The sequence below is a fragment of the Lysobacter helvus genome (genome assembly GCF_018406645.1).
Classification (GTDB): Bacteria; Pseudomonadota; Gammaproteobacteria; order Xanthomonadales; family Xanthomonadaceae; genus Noviluteimonas; species Noviluteimonas caseinilytica.
Genome location: NZ_AP024546.1, coordinates 15,157 through 33,265, shown reverse-complemented (window position 1 = coordinate 33,265; position 18,109 = coordinate 15,157). Strand labels below are relative to the sequence as shown.

General features: G+C 67.3%; 19 protein-coding genes. 12 read left to right on the top strand and 7 right to left on the bottom strand.

Going from position 1 to position 18,109, the window contains the following annotated elements:
* Positions 1-13 precede the first annotated feature (13 nt).
* The 5 genes from LYSHEL_RS00180 (at position 14) to LYSHEL_RS00160 (ending at position 7,995) form a co-directional block, all read left to right on the top strand.
* Positions 14-1,501, top strand: coding sequence for a hypothetical protein (locus LYSHEL_RS00180; protein WP_213435049.1), 1,488 nt, complete (start codon positions 14-16; stop codon positions 1,499-1,501).
* A gap of 11 nt (positions 1,502-1,512) precedes the next feature.
* Positions 1,513-2,340 (top strand): hypothetical protein, encoded by an 828-nt coding sequence (locus LYSHEL_RS00175; protein ID WP_213435048.1) that lies wholly within the window; start codon positions 1,513-1,515, stop codon positions 2,338-2,340.
* Between the two features lie 180 nt (positions 2,341-2,520).
* Complete coding sequence (locus LYSHEL_RS00170) at positions 2,521-5,418, top strand: eCIS core domain-containing protein (protein ID WP_213435047.1); 2,898 nt, start codon at positions 2,521-2,523, stop codon at positions 5,416-5,418.
* 15 nt (positions 5,419-5,433) lie between these two features.
* Positions 5,434-6,036: a pentapeptide repeat-containing protein gene (locus tag LYSHEL_RS00165; protein WP_213435046.1), complete on the top strand. Its 603-nt coding sequence runs from the start codon at positions 5,434-5,436 to the stop codon at positions 6,034-6,036.
* A gap of 9 nt (positions 6,037-6,045) precedes the next feature.
* Positions 6,046-7,995 (top strand): hypothetical protein, encoded by a 1,950-nt coding sequence (locus LYSHEL_RS00160; RefSeq protein WP_213435045.1) that lies wholly within the window; start codon positions 6,046-6,048, stop codon positions 7,993-7,995.
* On the opposite strand, the gene LYSHEL_RS00155 is transcribed toward LYSHEL_RS00160, so the two are convergent.
* Positions 7,992-8,687 carry a response regulator transcription factor gene (locus tag LYSHEL_RS00155; RefSeq protein ID WP_213435044.1) on the bottom strand — a complete coding sequence of 232 codons (696 nt, stop codon included), beginning with the start codon at positions 8,685-8,687 and terminating at the stop codon, positions 7,992-7,994. The genes LYSHEL_RS00160 and LYSHEL_RS00155 overlap by 4 nt on opposite strands.
* Positions 8,688-8,968: 281 nt before the next feature.
* Here LYSHEL_RS00155 and LYSHEL_RS00150 point away from each other — a divergent pair, with 281 nt between their 5' ends.
* Both LYSHEL_RS00150 and LYSHEL_RS00145 read left to right on the top strand, forming a co-directional pair.
* Positions 8,969-9,328, top strand: coding sequence for a helix-turn-helix domain-containing protein (locus tag LYSHEL_RS00150; protein ID WP_213435043.1), 360 nt, complete (start codon positions 8,969-8,971; stop codon positions 9,326-9,328).
* 261 nt (positions 9,329-9,589) lie between these two features.
* Positions 9,590-9,853 carry a hypothetical protein gene (locus tag LYSHEL_RS00145; protein ID WP_213435042.1) on the top strand — a complete coding sequence of 88 codons (264 nt, stop codon included), beginning with the start codon at positions 9,590-9,592 and terminating at the stop codon, positions 9,851-9,853.
* Here LYSHEL_RS00145 and LYSHEL_RS00140 read toward each other — a convergent pair.
* Together LYSHEL_RS00140 and LYSHEL_RS00135 are read right to left on the bottom strand one after the other, a co-directional pair.
* Positions 9,838-10,398: a YcxB family protein gene (locus LYSHEL_RS00140; protein ID WP_213435041.1), complete on the bottom strand. Its 561-nt coding sequence runs from the start codon at positions 10,396-10,398 to the stop codon at positions 9,838-9,840. The genes LYSHEL_RS00145 and LYSHEL_RS00140 overlap by 16 nt on opposite strands.
* On the bottom strand, positions 10,395-10,883 hold the full coding sequence (locus LYSHEL_RS00135; RefSeq protein WP_213435040.1) for a YcxB family protein: 489 nt from the start codon (positions 10,881-10,883) through the stop codon (positions 10,395-10,397). Before LYSHEL_RS00135 ends, LYSHEL_RS00140 begins: the two co-directional genes overlap by 4 nt.
* Positions 10,884-11,021: 138 nt before the next feature.
* Here LYSHEL_RS00135 and LYSHEL_RS00130 point away from each other — a divergent pair, with 138 nt between their 5' ends.
* Entirely contained in the window at positions 11,022-11,348 is a 327-nt protein-coding gene (locus LYSHEL_RS00130) for a hypothetical protein (protein ID WP_213435039.1), read from the top strand.
* 41 nt (positions 11,349-11,389) lie between these two features.
* Complete coding sequence (locus LYSHEL_RS00125; RefSeq protein WP_213435038.1) at positions 11,390-11,761, top strand: hypothetical protein; 372 nt, start codon at positions 11,390-11,392, stop codon at positions 11,759-11,761.
* Position 11,762: 1 nt separating this feature from the next.
* Here the strand turns inward: LYSHEL_RS00125 and LYSHEL_RS00120 are convergent, their stop codons facing one another.
* Genes LYSHEL_RS00120 through LYSHEL_RS00110 form a run of 3 tightly spaced genes read right to left on the bottom strand, consistent with a single transcriptional unit; the run spans position 11,763 to position 13,466 of the window.
* Positions 11,763-12,260, bottom strand: coding sequence for a YcxB family protein (locus LYSHEL_RS00120; protein ID WP_213435037.1), 498 nt, complete (start codon positions 12,258-12,260; stop codon positions 11,763-11,765).
* Positions 12,261-12,287: 27 nt separating this feature from the next.
* Positions 12,288-13,247 carry an acyltransferase family protein gene (locus tag LYSHEL_RS00115; RefSeq protein ID WP_213435036.1) on the bottom strand — a complete coding sequence of 320 codons (960 nt, stop codon included), beginning with the start codon at positions 13,245-13,247 and terminating at the stop codon, positions 12,288-12,290.
* 27 nt (positions 13,248-13,274) lie between these two features.
* On the bottom strand, positions 13,275-13,466 hold the full coding sequence (locus LYSHEL_RS00110) for a hypothetical protein (protein WP_213435035.1): 192 nt from the start codon (positions 13,464-13,466) through the stop codon (positions 13,275-13,277).
* 214 nt (positions 13,467-13,680) lie between these two features.
* Here LYSHEL_RS00110 and LYSHEL_RS00105 point away from each other — a divergent pair, with 214 nt between their 5' ends.
* Genes LYSHEL_RS00105 through LYSHEL_RS00095 form a run of 3 tightly spaced genes read left to right on the top strand, consistent with a single transcriptional unit; the run spans position 13,681 to position 17,707 of the window.
* A complete protein-coding gene (locus LYSHEL_RS00105) occupies positions 13,681-14,832 on the top strand; it encodes a hypothetical protein (RefSeq protein ID WP_213435034.1) in 1,152 nt (383 codons plus the stop codon).
* A 2-nt stretch (positions 14,833-14,834) separates the two neighbouring features.
* On the top strand, positions 14,835-16,535 hold the full coding sequence (locus tag LYSHEL_RS00100) for a gluzincin family metallopeptidase (RefSeq protein ID WP_213498466.1): 1,701 nt from the start codon (positions 14,835-14,837) through the stop codon (positions 16,533-16,535).
* On the top strand, positions 16,532-17,707 hold the full coding sequence (locus tag LYSHEL_RS00095) for a ComEC/Rec2 family competence protein (protein ID WP_213435032.1): 1,176 nt from the start codon (positions 16,532-16,534) through the stop codon (positions 17,705-17,707). The genes LYSHEL_RS00100 and LYSHEL_RS00095 overlap by 4 nt, the downstream gene beginning before the upstream one ends.
* Here the strand turns inward: LYSHEL_RS00095 and LYSHEL_RS00090 are convergent.
* Positions 17,676-18,041, bottom strand: a complete 366-nt coding sequence (locus LYSHEL_RS00090) for a response regulator (protein ID WP_213435031.1) — start codon at positions 18,039-18,041, stop codon at positions 17,676-17,678. The genes LYSHEL_RS00095 and LYSHEL_RS00090 overlap by 32 nt on opposite strands.
* Between the last annotated feature and the right edge of the window lie 68 nt (positions 18,042-18,109).

Sequence of the window (18,109 nt, the reverse complement as noted above, 5' to 3'; positions counted from 1 at the left end):
AGGAGGAATCGCCATGCAACACAAGGCAGACGCACATCGGGAATGCTGCAGCGACGCAGGCTGCGACTCCGGCCTGCGCAACAACTACTTCGAGGGCAAGCGGCTCACCGCCGATGCCTTCCGCGTCGAACAGGATTACCTGATCGACCGTCGTCGCCTGCTCAACCGCGCGATCCACGGCTGGGGCGTGGTGTACGGCTTCAAGATGGCGATGGCGCCGCCGGACGAAAGAGGCGTCGGCGGCCGCTTCCAGCTGGGCGCCGGCCTCGCGCTGGATGCCTGCGGTCGCGAACTGGTGCGCGTGCGCGGCGCGCCCGTGGGCCTGCGCGAGGTCGTGCTGATCGACGACAAGGGCCGGCGCCTGTCGCGCGAGGACGCGGGCCTGGGCGATGCGGACGCGCGTAATCCATCGCGCATCGATCCGACGCGCGAATGCTGGCTGCTCAGCGTGCACTACGCCGAACAGGCGATGGACCCGGTGCCGGTCACCGACCCGTGCAGCTGCGAACGCAACGAATGGGACCACGTGTGCGAGACCGTGCGCTTCTCGTTGCAGCGCGTGAACTGCCGCACCTGCTGCGACCAGCACGACTGCACGCTGGACTGCGAATGCGGCACCGGCCCGTGCTGCGACGAACACCGCACGGGCAAGGATCCGATCGAGCAGGGCGCCGTCGTCGCGCAGCGCCTGCGCAAGCACCCCGTGCAACGCGGTGGCTGCCGCTGCCTGTGCGAACACCTCACCGGCCTGCGCTTCCACGACGACTGCGATTGCCTGACGGAGATCGAGGAACCCTGCGCCCGCGTGCGCGTGGACCTGCGCCATGGCGTGCCGCTGGCCTGCGTGGTGCTGCGCCACGACGCCGAATGCGACTGCTGGGGCTTCGACGACACCTTCGAAGCCTGCGGCCCGCGCCGCCTCGTGAAGCGCAACGACCTGCTGTTCGACCTGATCCGCGGCTGCGACCTCACGCGCATCAGCGCGATCGGCTGGAAGCCGTGGCACCGGCTGGACACGCTGGTGCCGTACAAGGACTTCCAGGCATCGTTCGGCGACGAGGATCCCGCCGACAACACGCGCAACCTCACGCGCGACTACTGGGTGGAGTTCTCGCGCCCCGTGCGCGCGGACACGGTGCGCCCCGACTGCTTCTCCATGACGATCACCATCGCCGAGGACGAGGCCGGCTGGTACGAATCGCGCCGCGTCCCGATCATCGACGTCATCAAGAGCGGCGGCCCGGATCCGCAGCACATCACGCGCGCCACGCTGGTGGTCGAAGCCGGCTGGGCCACCGACGCGGTGACGGTGAAGAAACACAAGATCTTCAACAAGGACGAAGCCCTGGTGGAGATCGCGGTGTTCGGCGACTACATCGTCGACTGCAACGGGCAGACCGTGGACGCCAATGCCGTCGGCCTCTCGCCGGCCCCGACCGGGAACGGCACCCCGGGCGGCACCTTCCATTCGAACTTCCGCGTCGCGCAGAGCGACGCCTAAGGAGTTGCGCCATGACCAACACTCCCAAGCCCCTGGCGATCCACAAGGCCATGTCGACGCTCGTCTGGCCGAAGTTCGGACCCGGCATGCTGCTCGAGCACGGCGACCTGGAATTGCTGCCCGCGTACACGCGCGAAATCAACCGCCTGATGTTCCGCAGCCTGTTCGGATGCGGCGTCGTGTGCGGATTGAAGGTCGACGTGGCCGTGCACTGCGGCAAGCCGCGCATCACCGTGGAATGCGGCCTGGCCATCGACTGCGAAGGCGACCCGGTGTACGTGCCGAAGACGCAGGTGTTCGACCTGGACGGCGAATGCGACACGAAGTTCGAATTCCCGCTGTGGGTCGTGCTGTGCGGCACCAGCAAGTGCTGCGCACCGCGCACCGCCGCCTGCAGTTGCGACGACGACGAAACGCCGGCCGTCTGCACGCGCGAACGCGACGCCTTCGAGATCCGCGTGCTGGATGCCGCGCTCGGCTGCGGCTGCCAGGACTCGCCGACGACCGGCATCTGGGATACGCCGTGCAAGTGCGCCGACCCGTCGATGCTCTGTCATCAGAACCACTACAACGGCGTGTGCGGCTGCAAGGACGGCGATTGCGACTGCTGCGACTGCGATTGCGTCGTGCTGGCGCGCATCGACGAAACCAACGATGCGGAAAAACCATGGGAGGCCGACCACAGCGTGCGGCGTTTCATCCGCCCCGTGCTGATGCGCGATCCCCTGGTGGCGCCGCCGCAGGCGCAGGCCGTCGGGACGCTGACCAACACGATGGTGGCGAAGAAGGTCGTGCGTCCGCGCGGGACGATCGCGACCATCACGCCGCCGAATACCTGACGCGCGCGTTGCAGGCACGCCATGGGGCCGGAGCGTAGTGCGTCGCGGAAGCCGGCCGTGGCGGAACGGCGGCCGGGGGTGGTGCGTGCGCCTGCGATCGCGTCGGAACGCGCAACGCCGATGGGCGCGGCGTTGCAGCAGAAGTTGGGAAACCAGGGCGCGCAGGCATTTGCGACTCAGATGATGTCCCGCGCCAGCGGACCCGCCAGCGTGTTCGGCGATGGGGCCGCGTTGGGCGAATTCGCCGTCAGCCACCCCGATGACGCGCACGAACAGGAAGCGGAGCGCGTCGCCGACCACGTGATGCGATCGGCCGAACCGGGGAACGTCTCGCGCAATGCCCCGTCGCCTGCGGTCCATCGTGTCTGCGCCGAATGCGAAGAGGAGATGGCGGGCGAGCAGATCGACCGCGCGACGGCATCCGGTGGTGCCTCCGAAGCACCGGTGCCGGTCGCAGCGAACATCCACGACATGCAAGGCGGCGGTTCACCGCTGCCGCCCGCCACGCGCGCGTTCTTCGAGCCGCGCTTCGGCGCCGACTTCAGCCACGTGCGCGTGCACACCGGCGGCCGCGCGGACGCCACCGCCAGGGCGGTGAGCGCGAAGGCCTTCACCGTGGGGTCGGACATCGTTTTCGCGGGCGGGCAGTTCGCACCGGAATCGCAGGAAGGACAGCACCTGCTGGCGCACGAGCTGACGCACGTGGTGCAGCAGGATGGGGGCGCCAGTCGCGTCAGCCGGAAGGCGGCGACGGCCAGGCCCAGCATCGCAACGCACGCGGTCACGCCCACGATCCAGCGTTTCGACCTGCCGTTCGGCTACGAAACGGACTTCTCGTGGGAGGGCGTCAAGACCGCGGCCGGCGTGGTGCGCGACAAGGCCGAGGACGCGATCAACTGGGTCGTCGAACAGATCACCGAACTCGCGCACGAGGCGATGGCGTGGCTGGGCGACCAGTGGGACAAGCTCGAGGGCTTGATGAACGCCGCCTTCGAAGCGGCGAAGGACGCCTTCGGCAACATCACCGCGTTCTTCCTCAGTCCGCTGAAGTTGGTGGCGGATGCCTTCATGAAGCTCGATCCGGCGGCGCTGTCCCGCACGTGGGCCGCGTTCTCCGGCGTCGTCAAGCGGGTGGGCGAGGGATTCAAGACTTTGGCGGCCGGCCTCTTGCGGCCGTTCGAGTTCACGTGGGGGATCATCAACCGTTACGCGACCTGGGTTCTCGACAAGTTGTCCGGACTGCTCGGCAACTTCCTCTTCCGGAAGTTGCCCGATTTCGTGCAGCGAGGTGCGCGCGCGCTTGTCGATGCGCTCAAGGCGCTGTGGAAGAAGATCCACGACGGGTGGACGGCGCTCTTCGGCCAGATCAAGGCGTGGGTCAACACGGCGATCGACGCCATCGTCGGCTTCATGCAGAAGGTCTTGAACTTCGCGATCGACGTCGTGATCGCAACGCTCGTCAAGATTGGCCAGATGGTGGCGTTCCTCACGGATTTCTTCGCGGATCCGATGAAGTACATCGCGATCCTTGCCAAGCGTTGCGTGCAGGCGCTCGAAGGGGTGGAAAACCGGTTTGCCGGTGTGGTCAGCCAATACTTCGGCAGCGGCACGGACCCTGCGGCCGCCGCACCCGCCGGGGCGCCACCAGTGAAGATCCATCGCACGCCGGATGCGAACGCCCCGGAGGCACGCACCGCGGCAGACTGGGGCGAGATCGGCACCGGCATCCTGGGTGCGATGGGTGACAAGTGGGAGGCCTTCAAGGCCAGCCCGATGACCGTGGTGGTCGGGTTGCTGAGGGACCTCTTCGTGCCAGTGATCGGCGATATCGAAGACCTCATCAAGTTGTACTACGACATCAAGAAGGTCGTGCTGGGGTTGAATTTCGATTCGCTGCATGACCTCTGGACCAGCATCCTGCAGATCCTCGACATCCCGATTCTTCTCTGGAACACCGGGGTCAGCATCCTGATGCGGACGCTGATGCTGCCACTGCTCGTCGCTTCATTCATCCCCGTGGCGCACGAAGCCGCATTGGCGATCGGGTACGAGTTGCTGCTCGCGTTCCTCGGCGGCGTAGGCGCAAACCTGGCCCAGAAGTTGCTGTTGCTGAACACCGGTGCGACGGTCAAGAGCCAGAAGAAGGATGCCTACAACAGCATCGCCGACAACCTGATCGCGGTTGCGATCACGGCAGTGATCGCGCTGCTGATGATCCTGCTGCCGGCGCTCTACGGCGTGATGAAGGGCATCTTCAACTTCGTCAAGGGGAAAGTGTTCCCCATCAAGGCGCCGCCGATCGAAGCAAAAGCGCCGCCGTTGCCCGAAAGCAAACCGGCGCCGCCCGAACAGAAGCCGCCGCCGGGCAAGGACGAACCTGCGCCGGCACCCGAGCCGGACCTGGGCTTCGAAAACGGGAAGCGCGTAGTCGCCGAAGAGCCGACCGCGGATGGGAAGCACAAGATCAAGGTCACCGAAGACGGTGTGTGCCTGCGTTGCTCGGATTGCGGAACGCTGGTCAAGGATTACGCAATCGAATTGAACGATCCGAAGAACGCCGCCTTGCTGGCGGAACTGGAGGCCGCCGAGACCACCGCCAATCCGAAGCTGAAGGCCTGGAAGATGGCCAAGATCGAAGAAAAGCTGGCCGACATCCGGAAGAACAACCCACATCCAAACGATCCGATCGTGTCGCGAAAGGCGCGGATCGACATCCTCGGCAAGGATCCGGCGCAGGGCGGAAAGGTCACGCCCAGCACGCTCCGCGAAGCCGAAGTCGCCGTCTCGCTGGAAGAAGCCGGCCAGGTCAAGGGTCCGGTCCGACGCGATCCAACGGGCGGCGCCGATTTCATCGATGGAGATGGCAAGCCTTGGGACGTGAAAGGATTCGACTCGGGGCATAGCCCAGCGCAAGGCGGATTCGACCTTGCAACGGACGCTGCCAAGGTCGACAAGTCGCTCTCGCTCGGCGAGGACGTAATGATGGACACCGGCAAGATGACGGCAGCGGACACTGCAGCGCTGAAAGCGGAAGGGGTCAAGCGCGGGTGGGGCGACCGGGTAAAGTTCTTCCCCTGAGAGGAAATTCGAGCGATGCCTTCAATTCCCGAAAGTGAACTGATCGCCAGGATTGCACTGCATGCGCAGTGGTTGGCGAGCCTTGGCGCATCCGGCACGCAGCTTGTCCTGCACGACGCCGACCTGTCCTCGGTGGAACTCCCGGGCGTCGACCTCACCGATGCAACGCTTGCCTCGGTCTGTTTCGACCGGGCCAACCTGCGTGGCGCCACTTTTGGCGGTGCAAATCTTGCATCGTCCTCGTTCGTGGATGCCGATCTGGCGGGTGCCGATTTCACCAAGGCGAATCTTGACCACGCAGTCTTCCGCAACGCCTCCATGCTGGAGCTTCGCGGATTTCGAACCAGTTTTCGCCAGGCGGATTTCCGCGGCGCCGACTTGTCGGGCGCGAACTTGTTCCGCGCGTACCTGAGGGAGGCACGGCTGGAAGGCGCGACGCTGCGCAACGTCAACCTGACCCAGGCGGAGCTGAGTGGCGCCTGGATCGAAGGCGCGGATTTCCGCGGCGCGGAGGCGGCGGACACGGTCTTTGTCGAGCGCCTGCACGACAGCGCCGCGTCGGTCATCGAAGGCGAAATGGCGCTGCAGTGCCTTGTCGCGGCGGCTGCCGACGGATGAGGGTGCAGCATGGCCCGGAAGCGCAAGTTCGAAAGCAGCGTGGATCGCGGACCCATCCACGCCGTGGTGGCGCGCAGGCCCATCGTGTCGGTGAAAGCGGGCGGTGAATTCCGGCAGCGCATGGGGAATATCGGGCTGCAGCGCTTGATCGAGGATCGGCTCGCATCACCGCGCGCGCCGTTGCTTCTGTACCGGCAACCCGATCCCAAATCACCGTTGCCGCCGGGTCCCGCACCTGGTGTCCCTGCGAATGCACCCCCCGACCCCGTCGACGACCTGATCGACGCGATCGGCGCCGCCGTCGAAACGCCGCTTTCCGAGATCCCGTTGACCTCCACGGTGAATCCCAAGTTGACGCTCACCCCGGAACTCGTCCTCAAGCAGCAATGGCCCGCGATCCGCAAATGGATCATCGCCTTGGGCACGAAGGGCGCGCCGCGCGTGCCGTCGGGGTTCGCCGCACTCGACACGCCCGGCATCACCGACCCGCTGCGCGCATTGCCCAAGGCCGATCGCATCCGCGTCGCCGACGGCGTGCTCGATCGCTTGATCCTCGGCGTCGGAACCGAAGCCCCGCAAACCTATCGCGACGAGTTCGCGCGCCTGACCACGAAAGCGAAGGGCGCGATGGAACCGGACGCGGATCCGCTCGTCGGATACGTCGCGATGCGCGACGGGCTGAAGGCGACGTTCGGCAGCATCGATGCGATGAATGCCTTCTTCGCGACGCTGGAACCCGCAGAATTTCCGCCGGCGTCGGGCACGACGAAGGTGTTCGGCCGCCAGAGCCTCGTGCACCCGGAGCTGAAGAAGGCGCTCAAGAAAGCCACCGATCTCCTCCAGTCCAGCAAGGTGCCCGCCGGTACTTTCGACCGCGTGATCGCCAGCATGGCCGACATCACCACGCTGGCCGGCAAGGTGCACCACCGCGGCTCGTGGGCCATCAGCATCCGCGAAAACCGCAACAACCCGAGCGAGATCGGCAACCACTCCTTCGGCTTCGCAATCGACATCGACGCCAACGCGAATCCCAACCTGCCGAAGTTCCGCTGGGACATCGTGAAGCAACTGACGGGGTTCGATGTCTACGGGCCGGACATGGCGGGCGCGAAGGCGGGGCAGCCGTTCGCCACCGCGCTGCCGGCGGCGAAGCACTTTCGCGAGGCGAGCGACAAGTTCCGCAGCATGTTCGACTCGCCGGCGCATTTCGAAGCGGCGCTGGCGGCGGAGGCGGCGAAGCACCAGATCCCGATTCCGGCCGCGGCGTTGGCCAAGGCCGTGGCGGCGGCCGCGCAACGCGGCAAGCCGGGCGCCGAGGGGCTGGCGGCTTTGAAGCGGACGCTGCGCGACGCAATGGACAAGGAGGAAGCACGCGTCGCCGTGCCCGACAGCAGCGGCGGCGAGGGCAGTTACAGCGCGCACGACGATCCACGCGTCCTCGACACGCTGGTGGCCGCGCTGCAGCCGAAGATCAAGAACCGCGCGGACCTCACCCGGCTCATGCCCTTCATCCTCGCGCAGGTGATCGATCCGCGCGACACGCCGGCGTTCCCGAAGACGGCCGAACTCGCGATCCTGTTCGACCGCAAGGTCATCGCCGAGCTCAAGCGCATCCGCGAGGACGTGCGTCGCTACGAAATGCCGATCAACCTGCGATTTCGGCTGGCACCCCGCGCAAAGGAATCCGAGGTCGCAACGCTCGCGGCCTCGCTCGTCGAACTGCACGGCATCTTCGCCGGCACGCGCGACAAGGCCGGGCAACCGATCGGGCAGGGCACGAGCCTGTCGGCCGTCGCCGTGCACGGTTTCATGAACATGGAGCCGGAACTGGTGGCCGCGCTGACGTCGAGCGAAGGCGGCAACCTGGTGTGGCTGGGGACGACCACCGGCACGAAGGACTGGATGCATTTCCAGCTGAAATCACCGCCGAAGATCACGCCGCAGGGGACGTGGCCCTAGTGGTTGGCTTGCGTGGGCGACGCAATCCACGGCGCTTCCCGCGCCCGATACATCGCCTGCGTCCTGCGCGACAACGCCAGCTTCTCCAGGATGTGGTGCACGTGGTGCTTCACGGTCGACACGCTCAGGCTCAGCTCCCGCGCGATCTCCTTGTTCGACAGCCCGCGCTCGATCAAATGCATCACTTCGCATTCGCGGCGACTCAACGGCTGGCCCGGGGCGGGGCCCGTCGCCGGCTGTTCCATGCGGAACAACGCGCGCAGCAATTCGCACGAGATCTCGGCGGAGCAGGCGAGGCGGCCATGCACGACGTCCGACAGGGCTTCGCACAAACCATCGATCGATGCATCGCGCGGCACGTAGCCGGTGAAGCCGGCGTGCCCGCAGCGGATGACGTTCTGGCGTTGTTCGTCCAGGCCCAGGGCGACCAGCAACACGTCGGGATACGCCTGCGCGATGGCGCGCACGTCCGACAGGTCGATGCCCTGGGTGACGTCGATCAGGACCAGGTCGACCTCGGTGTTCGCGAGCGCCCCGTGCAGGTCCGCGAAGGCGTTGACCACCGCGCGCACGACCATGCCGGGGCGGTTGGCAAGCGAGGCTGCCAATCCATCACCGAGCAATCGCACCGGGGTGAACACGATCAGGTGCATGGCCTCGCCTTGCACGCGGCGCGCAAGCTGCGCTTCCATGGCAACGCGCGCATGCCATTTCGACGGTCACCGCCTGCACGAATGGCGTGGTGAGCATCGCTTCCCGGTGGGTCCGCGCGCCCCCCATCCGGGGCATGCGGTGCCCGGGGGCAGCGCGCACGGACCAGTTGCCGCAAGAATCGCTGCCCCGGTAGCGGCACGGCGATGAATGCGGGAAATCCCGGTCACGGGGTGAATCCGTGTGCCGTTTGATGAGGGGGTGGCAGCCTCGCTACCCGGTTCGCGTTACGAACATCAACGGAGCTTCGACAGGCGCGCCCGTGTTCTCCATCTCCACCCGCATCCGCCGTGCCCGCACGCAGGCCGGATTGACGCAGACCGAAGTGGCCCGCCGCCTCGCCGTGCAGCGCAGCGCCGTCACGCAATGGGAACGCGAAGGCGGCACCACGCCGAGCGTGGGCCACCTGGCGCAGATCGCGTGCGAGACGCGCGTGTGTTTCGAATGGTTGGCGACCGGGCGAGGACCGAGCAATCCGGACGCGGGCGCGTTCGATGCCGCGGTGGTCGTCGACGATTTCGCGCGCGACGAACTGGAGAGCCGGATCCTGCAGGGATTGCGGCGCGTGTCGGATCGCAGGCGCGAAGCGGTGGTCCGCGTGGTGGAGATGTTGTCGGGGTAGTTGCTCGCGTGAATCACGTGAACCTTTTCCCGCGCGCCGTGCATCCACGAATCCATCACCTGCCGAATGAAAGACTGCCTTCAGCCCCAAGGACGGGGCCGGGTATCCCCTAGATCCCTGAAGACCCCGCGCTCCCCTCGCGGGGTTTTCCTTTGTTACAGGGGCGCCGAATCTCAGCGAATCGTTATTTCGGCGGAGGGCGGCAGGCGTATGTTGCCCACTGCGCGCGGCGGCTCGCGCGCCGAACTTCGAGCATTCCCCATGCCCCAAGTGTCCGATTGCCACGCACCCCTGATCGCCTACCGCTGTCGCGACGGCAGCTATCTCCTCGCGCCTGCGAATGCGCCGTTCCTCGAAGACGACCAAGACGACGCGCTCACGTTCCTGGGCGAGATGGCGTGCGACAGCTTCGACGACGACCTCCGGCGCAGCCTGCAACAGCAGTTCGCCACGCAGGCCTATGCGTCCCTGTCGCGCGAACAGTTCTTCGCGATCGGCGGGGCGGACGCTCAGGCCGGGAGCTGATCGGTCCCGACGACCTGCGCCAGGCGCCGCGTTTCCTGCAGGGCGTGCGCATCCGGGAAGTCCCGGAGCGGCAACGCGTACGCGCAGCCGCCGAAATACACCAGCAGGAAGCCACCGCGTTCGCGCACGCGGGTCATGCCGCGCCATGCGTGCTTGCGGTCGACCTTCGGGGTGAAGACGCGCAGGCCCGCTTCGCTGAACTCGTAGGAGAACCGCCCGCCGTACGAACGCGCGGCGCGATAACCAGTCCATGCACCGGACGCGACGGCGATCGGCAGGAACCCCAGCAAGTACAGGCCCACCAGCCAGTCGATCCAGGACGGCGGCTTGTGCATCACGGCCGGGAACAGGACCAGCACGCACAACCCCAGTGCGGCGAAGACGGCCCCGAAGCGCAGGCTCTTCGTCTGGTTGGGAAGGGCGGCGAAACCCGCGCGCAGGCGATCGAAGAACGAGAGGCGGACTTCCAGCCGCACCACGGGCTCGGTCGATGGCGTGTAGACCGGCATCACGCCGTTGCCGGAAGGCAGGGCGTCCGGCGTCATGCGCCTTCCACCCCGGCATCGCGCGCCAGTGCGCGCACCGCGCCGACTTCCGTCGGGCCGAACAGTCGCCGCGGCATGCAGAGCACGCACTGTTCGCCGATGCGGAGCATGAGGAACCCGCCGCGCTCGCGCATGTTGCGGATGTTCGTCCAGGACATCTGCGTCTGACTGTGTTGGGTGCTGATATGCAGGCCTTCGGCCGTGAAGCGATAGGCGACCGCGGACTTCTGCGCACGACGGCTGTTCCAGGCGGCGGCAACCAGCAACCCCGGCACGAAGGCGATGCCGGCCAGGCCGGCCGCGAGCGCGCCGGCGTCGAGCTGGCCGGCGCGCGAGGACAGGATCAGCACCGCCAGGCCCCCGGCGCAGAACAGTGCCATGCATGCCCAGAGTTTCGGCACGCGCACCGAGACCAGTGCGAGCGCCTTCACGCACTCGGCGAACGTCATCCGGACGTCGGGCAGGTGGATCGCGGTGGGCGTCATGCGGCGGGCGTGGGTGGTGGGCTGCGTGCGGGCAAGGCTACGCGAGCGCCGGGACCTTGTCCCGTGGGCGGGGTTCGCGTGGCGAGGCTATGCTCCCCGGGGCCGCGCGGGGCGGCATGCCGGGGACGATCCGACGCGATGCGCCTGCTCACTTACGTCCAGGATCGGACGCTCGCGAACGAGATCACCTTGCGGCTCTACCACAAGGGCATTCCCACGTTCGTCCGGGGCGCGGGGATCCGGAACGTGTTCAACGACGCGATCTTCGTCTGCATCAACGCCCAGTACGACGATGCGCGGGCCTTGCTCGACAACCCGGACCACGACGTCGCCGAGCCCGTCGATGTCGATGCCTTCGAGCGTGATGTCGCGAGCCTCGATCCGCGTTTGCTCAAGTGGGGGTTCATCGCGCTGCTGGTGGTGTTCGCGCTGGTGGCGTGCGTGGTGTATGCACGAATGCAGTAGGGCGCGGACGTTGCGCGGCATGCGCCAACGAGGAGCGAGCAATGCGGAACGTGATGATGGGTGCGTGCGTCGTCGCCTGGTTGACGGGATGCGGCTGGACCGATGACGTCGACAGGCTCACGAAGGCGCAGGTCGCATTGTTGTGCCACCAGATCGAAGCGTACGAGCGCGACCAGCACCAGCCGCTCACCGCGGCGCAAGGCTTGCGCGGACTGTTCCAGGCGCCTGACGGGACGCGGTACGCGGGACCCGGGTCGCTCCTTGATGGTCGACGCTTGCCATTCGAGCCGATCGTCGAACGCGGGGTCATCGTGGGCGTGCGTTCCATCGGGGCCGACAAGCGATCGAGCGCCGACGACATGCAGTGCCGCGTGACGCCATCGGCGTCAAAGGCCGAAGCCGCAACGCACTGACTCAGGCGCCTGCAACACCCCCCGAGCGCGCGAGGGCCCGGGCTGCGTCCGCCTCTTCGCGGGAAGCGAAGGCGCGCAACGGAAAGCACATCGCCTGCTGGCGCGCGAAGTAATACATCTGGAAGCCGGCGCGTTCGCGGAATTTCCGGATGGCCTGCCAGGCGAGGCGCTGGTCCACGCGATCGGTGACGATGTGCAGGCCCGCGTCGGCGATTTCGAACGCGGCGCGGCCCAGGTCGCGTTCCGCCCGCGCGTACCTGATCGCCGTCAGCCACCAGCCCAAGGGCAGCATCGCCAGCACGGAAATCGGCACGGCGATGAACGGGAACTCGAACGGGAACCACGGCGCGTCCGCGAACAGGCAGAACGCCAGGATCGCGAGCACATCGACGACGATCGACACCCACGTGGCCACCGACGTGAGCGAAATCGTCGCGCTGGCTTTCAGCCGCTCGCGGAACGTGAGGCGGAAGGCGATGGCGATCGGAGACGGGGACATGCGATTCCTTTCGGGCGTGTGCGGGGATCAGGGTTGGCCGGGCGCGACGACGGCGGAGCCATCCGCAGCGATGTCGCGCCCCGCAGGTCGATCGGGTGACCGGAACCACCGTTCGATCGTCTGGAACGACACCGCCGCGCACGCGATCGTCGTCGCCACGATGAGCAACAACTGCGGCAGCCCGTCCAGCGTATTGCGCAGCGCCCAGGCGATCGGCCAGTGGTACAGGTACATCCCGTATGAAATGCGGCCGAGGTAGACCAGCGGCGCGCGCGTCAGGAACGGCAGCGTCGTGCGATACGACAGCACGATGATGCACGCCGTGGCGGCTTCGGCGAACGGACGATGGTTGGTGTAGCCAGCTATCACCAGCGCGGAGCCCACGGCCAGCGCTGCGAGCGGCAATGTCATGCCGCGCGGGCGGAACGCGAGCAATGAACCCAGCACCAGTCCCGTCATCCGGGTATCGAAGCGCACCCCCGCGCGCCACTCGAAGGGTTGCAGCGCGGTCCAAGCCGTGGCGACGACATAGATCGCGCCCAGCAGCACCACCGCGCGCCCGCGCGGCATGCGCGCCACGAACGGCAGCAACAGCGGCCACAACAAGTAATAGTGCTCTTCGACCGACAGCGACCACGTGTGGCCGAGGATCTCCGAGGGCCGCACGTAATCGGTCACGTAGACGAGGGCATGCAGCGCCGCGCCCAGGCTGGTCCACCCCACCAGCACCGTCGCCGCGACCAGCATCACCAGCGCGGGATACAGGCGCCGCGCACGCCGCAGGTAGAACGCGCCCAGGCGAATCCCACCGCCGGCGTCTTCCTGCAGCAACAACGAGGTGATCAGGAAGCCCGACAAGACGAAAAACACATCGACGCCCAGCGCGCCTTCCAGGCCGAGCCAGTGCCAGTGCGCGTGGTACTCGATGACGGCGAGCACCGCGATCGCGCGCAGGCCGTCGAGTGCCGGGTTGTAACGGATCCCCATGGGCCGGGAAGATACCGTGGATTGCGGTCAGGGCCCGCCCATCGCGTTGACGTAGAGCGCCATCGCCGCGGTCAGCGCCAACCCGAAGCGCGCGAGCACGGTGCGCCACCGGCGGCGCACGCGGCGCGGCATCGCATGCCCGCAGACGTCGCAATGCAGGCGGCATCGCAACAACACGTGGTGGCAACGGGTGCAGGCGATCCTGGCGTCGGTGGGCATGGGAGGCGCATCGCGGAACGGGGTGCGCAACATCCGATGGGCGCGTCCCACGGGATGAGATCGGCGGCGCGACGCGCGCGGTGACTGATCCTCACCCCGAGACCGACGACCGTCCGTCCGCATCGCCTGCGAAGCACCGTTAACCCGGAACAGCCGTCGCCGAATCTGCGACGCACGGGGTGGACGATGTCCACCCACGGGATGAGGTGCTTCGATGGCCAAGGGTCCGCGCAAGTCCGTCGGCAGGAAGTCCGCGCGCAAGGCCGCGCCGAAGAAGGCTGCGCGCAAGACGCCGGCGAAGAAAGTCGCGAAGTCCGTCGCCTCCGGTCCGCCGCTCACGCTCGAGGAAGCGCAGGCGCTCGCCCGTGCGCGCCGCCCGGTGCGCACGACGCGCCGCGCACTCGCGGCCGCGACGACCACGCCCGCCGCCGTCGGTGCGGAACGCAAGCGCCTGCAGCAATCGCACGACGAGGAACGCGCCCGCCGCCTGCAGGAATACGAAGACACGATGGCGCTGCTCAAGCAGCGCGGCGTGCGTCGCACCACGACGGCGCGCAAGACGACGAAAGCGACGAAGGCCCGCAGGACGCTCGCGAAGAACGCCGGCGGCAGCGCATCGTTCAAGCCGTTGCAGGTGCTGGCCGAAGGCGATTCCTGGTTCGACTATCCGATCCCGCTGTTCGGCGGCGGCATCATCCCGCGCCTGCAGAAGCGCCTGGGCGTGCCGATCCTCAACATGGCCGACGCGGGCGACGAAGTGCGCTTCATGCTCGGCGTCGCGCAGCGCAAGCGCATGGTGCAGATGCTGCTGAACGGGTGTCCGGCGGGCGGGCCGTGGGACGTGCTGCTGTTCTCCGGCGGCGGCAACGACATCGTCGACAACCCGATGGCGCTGTGGGTGCGCAACTTCACGGCGGGCGGATCGGCGGCGTCGCAACTGCACCAGCCGCGGTTCGACACGGCACTGGCGCTCGTGCGCGCGGGCTACGAAGACCTGATCGAACTGCGCGACGGCCTCAGCCCCACCACGCACCTGGTCTTCCACGGGTACGACTTCGCGATCCCCGACGGGCGTGGCGTGTGCAACTACGGCCCGTGGCTGAAACCCACGTTCGACCTGCGCGGCTTCCCGTCGCAGGCCGCGGGGCAGGCCGTCGTGAAGGTCATGCTGCAGCAGTTCCAGGCGATGCTCACGCAACTGGCGGGCGCGCATCCGAAGGTGACGTGCGTGGCGACGCAAGGCACGCTCGCGCCGCAGGCGAGTTCCTGGCACAACGAGCTGCACCCGGCGAAGACGGGGTTCGAAACGTTCGCCACCAAGTTCCAGCAGCACCTCAAGACCCTGTTCCCCACGCGGGTGCAATGAGCATGGCGACGAAGAAACAGGCGCCGAAGAAGGACGTCGTCCACGTCAAGTTCCTGCCCAAGGATCCGCTGGTCGCGCGCCGCGACGGGCTCTGGCCGCTGGACCGCGCGATGGTGTATCCGACGGCGGGCTCGGGCCCGTGCGGGCCGCACGCGGTGGTGGTGGATTACAACGCGGACCTGGACGTGCGCTTCGCGCCGGCGCGCTTGCAGCGCAACGGCAGCTTCGCGGGGCTGGCGCGCCTCTCGCGCGAGAAGCTGCTGGCGGATTTCCATTTCCACCAGGTCAACGTGTGGGCGATCGTCGAGCGCACGCTGGAGAAGATCGAACACATCCACCTGCTGGGCCGCGCGATCCCGTGGGCCAACCGCGATGGCCGCCTGTTGCTGCTGCCGCACGCGGGCTACTCGGAGAACGCGTTCTACGACCGCGGTACCGGCGGCATCCATTTCTTCTATTTCGAAGGCTTCGAAGGCAAGCCGGTCTTTACCTGCCTGTCGCACGACATCATCACGCACGAACTCGGGCACGCGGTGCTCGACGGGCTCAAGCCCGGCTACAACGAGGTGAGTTCGCCGGAGACCGCGGGCTTCCACGAGTACTTCGGTGATGCGGTCGCAATGATGGCGAGCCTGTCGACGCGCGAGACCGCCTTCCAGGTGGTCAAGGACGCGCCGGAGAAACTGGACGCGCACAACGTCGTCTCCGCGATCGCCAGCGAATTCGGTGCCGCCTTGCGCGGCCTGCCGGACGAGGACTACCTGCGCGGCGCCTGGAACCAGCGCACGATGGAGTCGCTGGTCGGCACGTTCGAGGAACACGACTGGTCCGAGGTGCTCACCGGCATCTACTACGACCTGCTGCAGTACCTGTATCGCCGGTTCTACAAGGACAACCTGCAGCGTGGCGGCGAAACCGCGCTCAACAAGCGCCAGGGCTATGCGATGGGCGCGCTGATGCAGGCGGCCACGTCCACCGCCGGCGTGATGTTCCGCGCGATCGATTATTGCCCGCCGGTGGACCTGCGCTACGCCGATTACGCCGAAGCGGTGCTGCGCGCGCAGGAAGTGGCGTATCCGGTCGATGACCTGGGGATCCGCGCGCAGCTCGTGAAATTGTTCACGGCCCGCGGCATCCCCTTGCGCAAGCCCGACGAAAAGACGCGCGACGCCATCCAGCGCGCGTTGCGTGCCGAGAGCGTGGCCGAAACCGCGACGACGCCAGCCGATGCGTACCGCTTCCTCGATTTGCATCGCGCGGTGTTCGGCATCCCGTACGAAGCCAACCTCGCGGTCAACGCGGTCTATCGCACCAACAAGCACACGCCCAGCGGCTATCGCCCGCCGAAGGAACACATCGTCGAGTTCACCTGGAGCGAGGACGTGGCCCTGGAAGGCAAGCGCTTCGGCGCGCTCGACGGCACCATGCTGCCGCTGTGGTGCGGCGGGACGCTGGTGTTTGACACCAATTCCAATTTCCTGCACCGCGCGATGGTGCTGCCCACCGAGCAGCGCAAACGCGAACTGAAGGCGTACGCCGCGTACCTGGTCGAAGCGGGCGAGCTGGCGATGGCGCCCGACATCAATGGCAACGGCGCGCCCTCGACGGGCCATGCGCGCGTGCGCGCGACGGTGGCGAACGGGCGCGTGTCGCTGTGCCGCATCGCGGCCATGCGGCATGCGCGCGGGGGAGGGGAGGCATGAGCGCCGGGATCACCGTCCGCGCCTACGTCGTCGGCTTCGGCGACTGCATCCTGCTGCGCCTGCCCGATGGCAACGCCACGCGCCACGTGCTGATCGATTTCGGGCGCGCGCCGAACGACCCCGGCAGCGTGGGGCGTTTCCCCGACATCGCGCGCGACATCGAGAAGCAGTGCGACGGGCACCTGGACCTGGTGGTCGTCACGCACGAACACCTGGACCACATGGAAGGCTTCTACCGCGAGCGCGAAGTGTTCGACCGCATGGACGTCGACCGCGTGTGGATGAGCCTGCCGAGCAGCCCCACGTACTACCACGATTATCCGAACGCGCGCCTGCAGAAGATCGTGCGCGACAACCTGGCCGAGTTCGCCGGCAACGCCGCACGCAAGGGCATCGCATTCCACCCCGCGTTCCTCTCGCTGCTGCAGAACAACCTGGCCAACAAGCAACGTATGGATTACGTGCGCAAGCTCGGCGCGCAGCCGCCGCTGTACCTGGCGCGCGGGACGAAGGGCAAGGCCGCGGAGAAGTGGTCGAAGCACATCCACGTGCGCGTGCTCGCGCCGGAAGCCGACACCAGCAAGTACTACGGGCGCACGGCGAAGTCGCGGGCGTTGATCGGGGCGTTGCGATTGACGGCGGCCGGGGATCGGCAGGCTGCGAGCGCGGGCGATCCGTGGGAATTCGCCACCGTGCCGCGCGCCGCCGACGACGACCTGCCGGGCCTGACCGCCAGCGACTTCGCCCGCCTGCGCCGCGCGATCCGCGAAGACGGCGTGGCCGCCGCGCGCTTCATCGACCGCGCGCAGAACAACACCTCGCTCGCGCTGCTGGTCGAATGCGCCGGCAAGCGCCTGCTGCTGCCGGGCGATGCGGAGATCGAGAGCTGGCGCATGATCGAGGAACACGCGCCGGACGCGATCGCGCCGGTGGATTTCCTGAAGGTGGCCCACCACGGCAGCCACAACGGCACGCCGATGCACTTGCTCGACAAGCTGTTGCCGAAGGCGCGCAAGGCGAAGGCGAAGGTGCTGGTGTCGACGAAGCGCAACGTCTACGGCACGCAGAACCCGGTGCCGGATCGTTCGACGCTGGATGAATTGCGCACGCGCTGCAGCGAGCTGACCACCACCGATGGCGTCAAGGCGTTGGCAGTGGACGTGAAGCTCTGAGGCCGGCGGCGCGCAGTTCGCCCAGCACCGTGGAGACGTCGTAGGGCTTGAGGATCAGCGGATCGGCGCGGAAGCGTTCCGGGATGTCGCGCTTGCGGCGCGCGGTGGCGAAGATCACCGGCGTGCCGTGCGCGACCAGGTAGTCGGCGAGGGGATACACCGATTCCTCGCCGAGGTTGATGTCGAGCAGGGCGGCGTCGAAGGCTTCGTCGTTCGCCACGCGCAAGGCTTCGTCGAGCAGGTGCGCGCAGGTCACCGCGTAACCCTGGCCGGACAGGAACTCGCCCATCGCGCAGGCGAGGCTCTTTTCATCGTCGACCACCAGCACGCGCACGTTCGGTTCCCCACCCCCTGCAATGTGCAAATTGCACACCCGGGACCGTGACGATTGCGTGGCGAAGT

Coding starts and splice junctions, on each gene's coding strand:
- LYSHEL_RS00155 (WP_213435044.1), bottom strand. CDS start 8,687: ATGGAAGCGCAGCTTGCGCGCCGCGTGCAAGGCGAGGCCATGCACCTG.
- LYSHEL_RS00115 (WP_213435036.1), bottom strand. CDS start 13,247: ATGGGGATCCGTTACAACCCGGCACTCGACGGCCTGCGCGCGATCGCG.
- LYSHEL_RS00160 (WP_213435045.1), top strand. CDS start 6,046: ATGGCCCGGAAGCGCAAGTTCGAAAGCAGCGTGGATCGCGGACCCATC.
- LYSHEL_RS00100 (WP_213498466.1), top strand. CDS start 14,835: ATGGCGACGAAGAAACAGGCGCCGAAGAAGGACGTCGTCCACGTCAAG.
- LYSHEL_RS00180 (WP_213435049.1), top strand. CDS start 14: ATGCAACACAAGGCAGACGCACATCGGGAATGCTGCAGCGACGCAGGC.
- LYSHEL_RS00170 (WP_213435047.1), top strand. CDS start 2,521: ATGATGTCCCGCGCCAGCGGACCCGCCAGCGTGTTCGGCGATGGGGCC.
- LYSHEL_RS00135 (WP_213435040.1), bottom strand. CDS start 10,883: ATGACGCCCACCGCGATCCACCTGCCCGACGTCCGGATGACGTTCGCC.
- LYSHEL_RS00165 (WP_213435046.1), top strand. CDS start 5,434: ATGCCTTCAATTCCCGAAAGTGAACTGATCGCCAGGATTGCACTGCAT.
- LYSHEL_RS00120 (WP_213435037.1), bottom strand. CDS start 12,260: ATGTCCCCGTCTCCGATCGCCATCGCCTTCCGCCTCACGTTCCGCGAG.
- LYSHEL_RS00125 (WP_213435038.1), top strand. CDS start 11,390: ATGCGGAACGTGATGATGGGTGCGTGCGTCGTCGCCTGGTTGACGGGA.
- LYSHEL_RS00145 (WP_213435042.1), top strand. CDS start 9,590: ATGCCCCAAGTGTCCGATTGCCACGCACCCCTGATCGCCTACCGCTGT.
- LYSHEL_RS00095 (WP_213435032.1), top strand. CDS start 16,532: ATGAGCGCCGGGATCACCGTCCGCGCCTACGTCGTCGGCTTCGGCGAC.
- LYSHEL_RS00105 (WP_213435034.1), top strand. CDS start 13,681: ATGGCCAAGGGTCCGCGCAAGTCCGTCGGCAGGAAGTCCGCGCGCAAG.
- LYSHEL_RS00175 (WP_213435048.1), top strand. CDS start 1,513: ATGACCAACACTCCCAAGCCCCTGGCGATCCACAAGGCCATGTCGACG.
- LYSHEL_RS00110 (WP_213435035.1), bottom strand. CDS start 13,466: ATGCCCACCGACGCCAGGATCGCCTGCACCCGTTGCCACCACGTGTTG.
- LYSHEL_RS00130 (WP_213435039.1), top strand. CDS start 11,022: ATGCGCCTGCTCACTTACGTCCAGGATCGGACGCTCGCGAACGAGATC.
- LYSHEL_RS00140 (WP_213435041.1), bottom strand. CDS start 10,398: ATGACGCCGGACGCCCTGCCTTCCGGCAACGGCGTGATGCCGGTCTAC.